Here is a 7,257-nt window from a genome sequence, read left to right on the forward strand (position 1 = left end):
TGCCCCCGATTTCTGAAGTTTGACCGCCCACAGGTAGTGCGATGGTGAGCGTTTGGGTGGTGCTGGCCCGGGCTGGGCCGGTTATGGCAACACCCCAGGCGCGCCCTCGCCAGTGCGCCGGTGCTGTCCACCACGCGCGGATCGTTGGGCATGAAGGGCAGGCGCACGGCTTGGCTGCCAGCGGCAATGATGCAGTTCTTGAAGGCAATGGCTGGTCGCATTTCAGCCAAAATAATTGCGCCTAGCCGCAACAGCCGCGTGCTCCGGACGGCTTGGATTCTCCCAAACTTAGATCCTTGAGGATGGTGCACTTGGGCGCTGGGCCGCCGACACATTGATCGGAGCAACCCTGTACGAACTTCGACAGACTTCGCTCCAGGTTTTGCAGCTCAATCAGCTTGGATCGCACGGAGGAGAGATGGACTTGAGCGATGTCGCGCGCCTCCACGCAATCTCTCTCCTCGCTAGTCGACAGCGAGACCAAGGCTTTGGTTTCCTCGATAGAGAAGCCGAAATCCCGGCAGTGCCGTATCAGGGTCAGCACCTCCTGGATCCGCTCACCGTAAATGCGGTGGCCGCTGGGTCGCCGCGCCGCCGGCGGAATGAGCCCAACCTCCTCGTAGTAGCGAATTGCGGAGACGTTGAAGCCAGTACGCTCGGCGAGTGCGCCAATCGTCAATTGCCTTTCGCTCAGTAGGTTATTCACAAATAGTCCTTGCATCTCAAGTAGCTTGAGGTTTTACATTGAGTGTACGGGAATCATCTCGGAAACGCATGGAAGGAAAAGCATGAACATGAAGAAACCGGTACTCGGGGCAATTGGCGTGGCGGGTGCCTGTGCAGCCTGCTGCGCTATCCCCCTGGCCATACCGCTGATCGCTGGAATGTCAGCCGGAGGGCTTACCTCGATGATCGGCTGGGACGGGCTGACGCTCAGCGCGGTCGTCCCTGTCGGCGCGGGCCTGGGGGCATTGCTGCTGGTAGGCGTCGGGCTTTGGTGGTCCCGTCGGCGCAAGGCTGCAGCTTGTCGGGTAGAAACGGCTACCACTGCGGCAGGTAGTTGCGGGAGCGGCGCCATCGGTGCCAGCTGTGCGTGCCCCACACCGCCGACATCCGGAGCAAAGTCATGAACAATGCCTTGTCAGAAGACCGGTCTAGTGGTGCAGATCTAGACGTGATTTTGCTTCGCCACGATTCAAACCCATGAGAGCAAGCGTCGAAGTGGTGCCCTGACGACCTGCCCAAGCCCCAAAAAAAGGACCCTGGCGGGTCCTCGGCCATGGTCGATGCCGACATCGCTATCATTGGGCATTCTGTATGTCGATCACCGTCTTTCCTTCACACCCGCAGTCCGGCCGTTCTGCGGATCGCTCATTCTTCCGCGAGGTCCCGGGCGCGACTCGGGAGCGACGTTGAAGAGCGCGCGAGCGCCCGGTCCCGCGCTGGCGCGGCCGCGGTTCGTCATCGAGCATGCGGCGGCGCTGGCGCTGGTCGAGTCCGGAAATCTCGGCGAGGCCGTGATCAGAATCATCCGCTCGGTGTGCGAAACCCTGGACTGGGCGTGCGGTGCGCTCTGGGCGTTCGACGCGCAACGCGATGCGCTCGTCTGTGCCGAGACCTGGGGCATTGCCTTGCCAGAGGTGCAGGTTTTTCTGGAGGCCACCCGGCAGATGCGGCAGGCGGAAGAGCCCGGCGGCTTGGTTCGGCGTGCATGGCTCGAAGCCAAGCCGATCTGGATCGAGGATGTCACCCAGGACAAGAGCTTGCGCCGTGCGCAGGACGCGCGCAAGGCAGGCTTGCATTGCGCATTTGCCTTCCCGATCAAGGATGGGGACCGGGTCATCGGCGTGATGGAATTCTTCGGCCGCGAGGCCTTGCCGCCGGACCGCGAGTTGCTGGAGAGCTCGGTTTTTATCGATAAGGGCATCAGCCAATTCATGCAGCGAAAGCAAGTCGAAGACGATCTGCTGCGTTTGCGTGCCGTCATGGACGCGGCGCCAGACCTCTTCTTCGTGGTCGATCCCCAGACGCTGCGCTTTCTCTATGTCAACGAAATCGCTTGCAAGGTGCAAGGCCTGACGCGGGAAGAATATCTGCAACTGTCGCCCTGGAAGGCGTCTGGCATCACGCGCGAGGAGCTCGTGACGATCTATGACGCGGTGATTGCCAAACCCGCAGAGGCGGTCACCTCGGAAACGTTCGGCAGGGCGCTGGATGGTCGCCGCGGCTGGTTCGAGACGCAACGCCGGGCCTTGCATGTTGACGGCCGTTGGTTGATCGTCATCGGCTCGCGCGAAATCACGCAACGCAAGCTCGCCGAGCAGTCTGCATTGCGGCTGGGCCGGATGTACGCCGCGCTGAGCGCCACCAACGAGGCGATCATGCACAGCAAGTCGCCTGAAGATTTATTTGGACGCGTGTGCGACGCTGCTGTGCACGGCGGCAAGTTCATGACGGCGGCGGTGCTCGTCCCCGATACCGATACCGCGTGGACAAAGGTCGTGGCGGTCAGCGGTGACGGGGAGAATGCGCTGCGCAAGGCGAGGATCTCCGTCGATGAGGCCACGGCCGTGGGCCGGGGTCTGGTCGGTACCGCATTTCGCACGCTCACGCCTTGCGTGAGCAACGATTTTCTCAAGGACGAGCGCACCGCACCCTGGCACGCGGTTGCAAAGCAGGCGGGTATGAAAGCCGGCGCAGCCATTCCGCTCATGCGCAATGGACGCGCCATCGGCATTCTTCAGCTCTATTCGAGCCAGAAAAATGCCTTTGATGAGGAGATCGTCAAGCTGCTCGAGCGCATGGTCGAGAACATCACTTTTGCGCTCCACAACTTCGAGCGCGAGGCCGAACGCAAGAGCGCCGAGGAGCACGTCCAGTACCTGGCAACGCACGACGCGCTCACCGGCTTGCCGAACCGGTCGATGTTCGGCCAGTTGATCGGGATGGAAATCGAATCAGCGCGGCGCTACCAGCGCAAGTTTGCAGTGGCCTTCATTGATCTTGACCGCTTCAAGGATGTGAACGACACGCTTGGCCACGACGCGGGCGATACGCTGCTGAAGGAGATGTCTGCGCGTTTCAAGGCGGCGCTGCGCATGAGCGACATCGTGGCGCGCTTCGGTGGGGACGAGTTCGTCATCCTGATGCGTGAAGTGAGCGACGTCGCACAGGTGGCCGCGATTGCGGGCAAGGTTCTGGCGGCCGCGGTAAACCCGGTGACGGTCGCGGGACAGGAATGCGGCGTGACGGCAAGTGTGGGCATTGCCCTCTATCCGGAGGATGCGGCAGACGAGCAATCGCTGATGAAGAACGCCGACATGGCGATGTATGCCGCCAAGGAAAAAGGCAAGAATAATTTTCAGTTTTACGCCACCAACATGCGTTCCAGGTAGGGGCGGGTAAGTCCTAGGTCGGCAGGCATCGAAGCCGGTTGGACGGTTCGGACTTTTCGTTGGGGAGGCAGACTTGAACTACTTCCGCGCCGGCGGCAAATCGGTACAGCTCCCATGCGCCACTTCAGCCGCCATGCCGATGCTCTCGCCCAGCGTCGGGTGCGGGTGAATCGTCTTGCCAATATCGACCGCATCCGCGCCCATCTCAATCGCCAGCGCAATCTCGCCAATCATGTCGCCGGCGTGCGTGCCGACCATGCCGCCGCCCAGGATCTTGCCGTGGCCGTGCGCTTCGGGGGAATCGTCAAACAGCAGCTTGGTCACACCTTCGTCGCGGCCATTGGCAATGGCGCGGCCGGAGGCGGCCCAGGGGAACAGGCCCCTCCGTACCTTGATGCCCTGCGCATTGGCTTCGGTCTCGGTCAGGCCGACCCAGGCCACCTCGGGGTCGGTGTAGGCCACTGACGGGATGACGCGGGCATTGAAGGCGGCGCTGGCCAGCTCTTTGTTACCTTGCAGTTCGCCGGCAATGACTTCCGCCGCCACATGCGCCTCGTGCACCGCCTTGTGCGCCAGCATCGGCTGGCCGACGATGTCGCCGATGGCAAAGATGTGGGGCACGTTGGTGCGCATCTGGATGTCGACGTTGATGAAGCCCCGGTCGGTGACAGCGACACCGGCCTTGTCAGCGGCGATCTTCTTGCCGTTGGGCGTGCGGCCGACCGCTTGCAAGACCAGGTCGTAAGTCTGTGGCGCCGGGCAAGCTCCGCCCTCCTCCGCTGGCGAAAACGTCACTTCAATGCCTTCGGGCGTCGCTTTGGCGCCCACCGTCTTGGTCTTGAGCATGATGTTGTCAAAACGTGGCGCATTCATCTTTTGCCAGATCTTGACGAGGTCGCGGTCGGCACCCTGCATCAGGCCGTCCAGCATTTCGACCACGTCCAGGCGCGCGCCCAGCGTGCTGTAGACGGTGCCCATTTCCAGACCGATGATGCCCCCGCCCAAAATCAGCATGCGTTTCGGGACCGCTGTCAAAGCCAGCGCGCCGGTGCTGTCCACCACGCGTGGGTCGTTGGGCATGAAGGGCAGGCGCACGGCTTGGCTGCCCGCCGCGATGATGCAGTTCTTGAAGGCAATGGTTTGTGTCTTGCCGGTTTTGTCTTGCGCGGTGCCGGTGGTCTCTTCGACCTGCAGATGGTTGGCACCGACGAAGGCGCCGTAGCCGCGTACCACGGTGACCTTGCGCATCTTGGCCATGGCGGCCAGGCCGCCGGTGAGCTTGCCAACCACTTTTTCCTTGTGGCCACGCAGCTTGTCGATGTTGACGCTGGGCGCACCAAAGTCCACCCCGAGCGCGGCCATGTGGCTGACTTCGTCCATCACGGCGGCCACGTGCAGCAAGGCCTTGGACGGGATGCAGCCGACGTTCAGGCAGACGCCACCCAATGCCGCGTAACGCTCGACCAGGATGACTTTGAGCCCCAGGTCGGCAGCGCGAAAGGCCGCGGAATAGCCACCGGGGCCGGCGCCCAGCACCAGCAGGTCGCATTCCAGATCGGCCGTGCCGGCAAACGTCGAGGCGGCAGGCGCAGGGGAAGCGGCGCCCGATGAGGCGGGGGTTGCTACAGTTTGTGTAGCTGCTTGCGCAATAGCGACGGGGGCTACAGCCTGTTTTTCCTCAAGAACTGGCACAGCAGCATCCGCTGCCTCCAGCACCAGCACCAGCGAGCCCTCTTTCACCTTGTCGCCGAGCTGGACCTTGAGTTCCTTCACCACGCCGCCGTGGCTGGATGGGATTTCCATGGAGGCCTTGTCGCTCTCGACGGTGATCAGGCTTTGCTCGGGCTGGATGGTGTCGCCTACTTTGACCATGAGTTCGATGACGGTCACGTCAGCGAAGTCGCCGATGTCGGGGACTTTGATGTCTAGGGTTGCCATGGGGGGTGTCTTTCTTTTTTACTTCTTTAATTTGACCGTGAACACTTCAATCGGTCCGGCGGAATTTTTGTCAAACTCGCACCCCGCGTGAACGCCGATGGTGGCCAGTTCGCGGGCGGTCTTGGCGCTGCCCCAGGTCGCGTGCATGGCGCCCAGTGCAAAACCGCGCCCCGAGCCAACGCCCCAGAACTCGTTGAACTCAAACACTTCGCGGTAGCTGTACAGGCCATAGATGCCGGTGGCATTGGCAATCAGCACGCTGAACTGGCTGGATTCGTAGGGGTCGTTGTCATCTTCCTTGGTCTGCAGGAAAAACGTTTCCTTCAGCAACGGGTGCAGCCTGGTGAAGGTGTCAAACACCTCGTCCTTGCTACCGAGTTTGAGCTGGTCCTTGGGCAGGGCCGTCATGGCCTTGCGCAGCACTGGAAAGTGCGCCACCGTGCCCGCCACGCCCACGTAACTCACGCCCACCGGCGTGTCCACCTTGAACAGCTTGCTGTTGGGCTCGAAGCGGTGGCTCAGGCGCGTGTCGCCAAAGGTCACCAGCGTGTCGGCCGCAATCGCCACCTGCCCGGCCTTCTTGACGACGACAACGGTAGTCACAGCGAACGCTCCCCGTCGTGTTGAGGACAGAGCTTCATAAGAGCACCCGGCGGAAGTCACCCAGGATCTGGCCCAGATAGACGTTGAAGCGTGCCGCCGAGGCGCCGTCGATCACGCGGTGGTCCCAGGTCAGGCTGAGCGGCAACATCAGGCGCGGCTGGAATACCTTGCCGTCCCACACCGGCTGGAGGGTGGACTTGCAGACCCCCAGAATCGCCACTTCCGGCGCATTGATGATGGGCGTGAAGTAACGCCCGCCAATGCCGCCCAGGCTGGAGATGGTGAAGGAGGCGCCCGACATTTCGGCCGGACTCAGCTTGCCGTCACGCGCCTTCTTGGCCAGCTCGCTCATCTCCAGCGAGATTTGCATGATGCCTTTTTTGTCGGCATCCTTGATCACCGGCACCATCAGGCCATTGGGCGTGTCGGCGGCAAAACCGATGTGGTAGTACTGCTTGTAGATCAGCACCGAATTGTCACTGTCAACGTCGAGCGAGCTGTTGAACTCGGGGAACTTCTTGAGCGCGGCGACGCAGGCCTTGATCAGAAAGGCCAGCATGGTGACCTTCACGCTGGCTGGAACGACTGCCTTGCCGGACTTCTCGTTCTCCAGGTTGATCGAGACGCGGAAGGCCTCCAGGTCGGTGATGTCGCAATCGTCATGGTTGGTGACCGCCGGAATCAGAATAGCGTTGCGCAACAGATTGGCGCCGCTGATCTTCTTGATGCGCGACAGATCCTTGCGCTCAACCGGGCCAAACTTGGCAAAGTCCACCTTGGGCCAAGGAATCAGGCCCAGGCCCGCGCCATCATTGCCAGAACTGGCTGCAGCGCTCTTGGACTGTGCTCTAGCTGCTATCGTTTGAATAGCGCCGCTCATGACCGAACGGGTGAATGACTGCACGTCCGCGTCGGTGATGCGGCCTTTCAGACCGCTGCCTTTGACCTCGTTCAAGGGCACGCCGAGCTCGCGGGCGAACTTGCGTACCGAGGGCGAGGCATGCGGCAAACCGACCGGGGCCGTCGCCGGATTGTGGGCGGGAAGCGCCAGGACAGCGGCGGCTGTTGGCGTTCCGCTAGCTGCTGCACTCGCTTCCGTTCGGTCTGAGCCTGGCCCGTCCTGAGCCTGACGAAGGGTCGAAGCCTGTGCTAGCCCTTCGACAAGCTCAGGGCGAACGGCTGTTGGTGCTGCTGCAGCCACAGCACCTGCCGGAGCAACACCTTCCAGAATCGCCAGCAAGTCCCCGACGTTGACCTTGTCGCCGACCTTGATCTTGAGTTCCTTGAGGACACCGGCGCTGCTGGAGGGAATCTCCATCGC

The 7,257-nt window shown here is 62.0% G+C and carries 5 protein-coding genes; 1 reads left to right on the top strand and 4 read right to left on the bottom strand.

The genetic code is table 11. The annotated features are described in order from the left end of the window. Positions 1 to 241: 241 nt before the first annotated feature. On the bottom strand, positions 242 to 706 hold the full coding sequence (locus B3V69_RS14185; protein WP_296447585.1) for a MerR family transcriptional regulator: 465 nt from the start codon (positions 704 to 706) through the stop codon (positions 242 to 244). A gap of 598 nt (positions 707 to 1,304) precedes the next feature. Here B3V69_RS14185 and B3V69_RS14190 point away from each other — a divergent pair. After that, a complete protein-coding gene (locus B3V69_RS14190; RefSeq protein ID WP_296447587.1) occupies positions 1,305 to 3,395 on the top strand; it encodes a diguanylate cyclase domain-containing protein in 2,091 nt (696 codons plus the stop codon). A 78-nt stretch (positions 3,396 to 3,473) separates the two neighbouring features. Here B3V69_RS14190 and lpdA read toward each other — a convergent pair whose 3' ends face one another. The 3 genes from lpdA to B3V69_RS14205 all read right to left on the bottom strand — a co-directional run. Continuing rightward, a complete protein-coding gene (gene lpdA, locus B3V69_RS14195; protein WP_296447588.1) occupies positions 3,474 to 5,333 on the bottom strand; it encodes a dihydrolipoyl dehydrogenase in 1,860 nt (619 codons plus the stop codon). Between the two features lie 18 nt (positions 5,334 to 5,351). Continuing rightward, complete coding sequence (locus B3V69_RS14200) at positions 5,352 to 5,936, bottom strand: MFS transporter (RefSeq protein ID WP_296447590.1); 585 nt, start codon at positions 5,934 to 5,936, stop codon at positions 5,352 to 5,354. A gap of 34 nt (positions 5,937 to 5,970) precedes the next feature. Further along, a partial coding sequence (locus B3V69_RS14205) for a 2-oxo acid dehydrogenase subunit E2 (RefSeq protein WP_296447591.1) occupies positions 5,971 to 7,257 on the bottom strand: 1,287 nt, incomplete at its 5' end.

It is taken from the genome of Rhodoferax sp. UBA5149, from assembly GCF_002413825.1.
In the GTDB taxonomy this organism is placed as follows: Bacteria; Pseudomonadota; Gammaproteobacteria; order Burkholderiales; family Burkholderiaceae_C; genus Rhodoferax.

Bases quoted from the DNA above. Each gene is read 5' to 3' on its own strand.
- lpdA (WP_296447588.1), bottom strand. From the start codon at position 5,333: ATGGCAACCCTAGACATCAAAGTCCCCGACATCGGCGACTTCGCTGAC.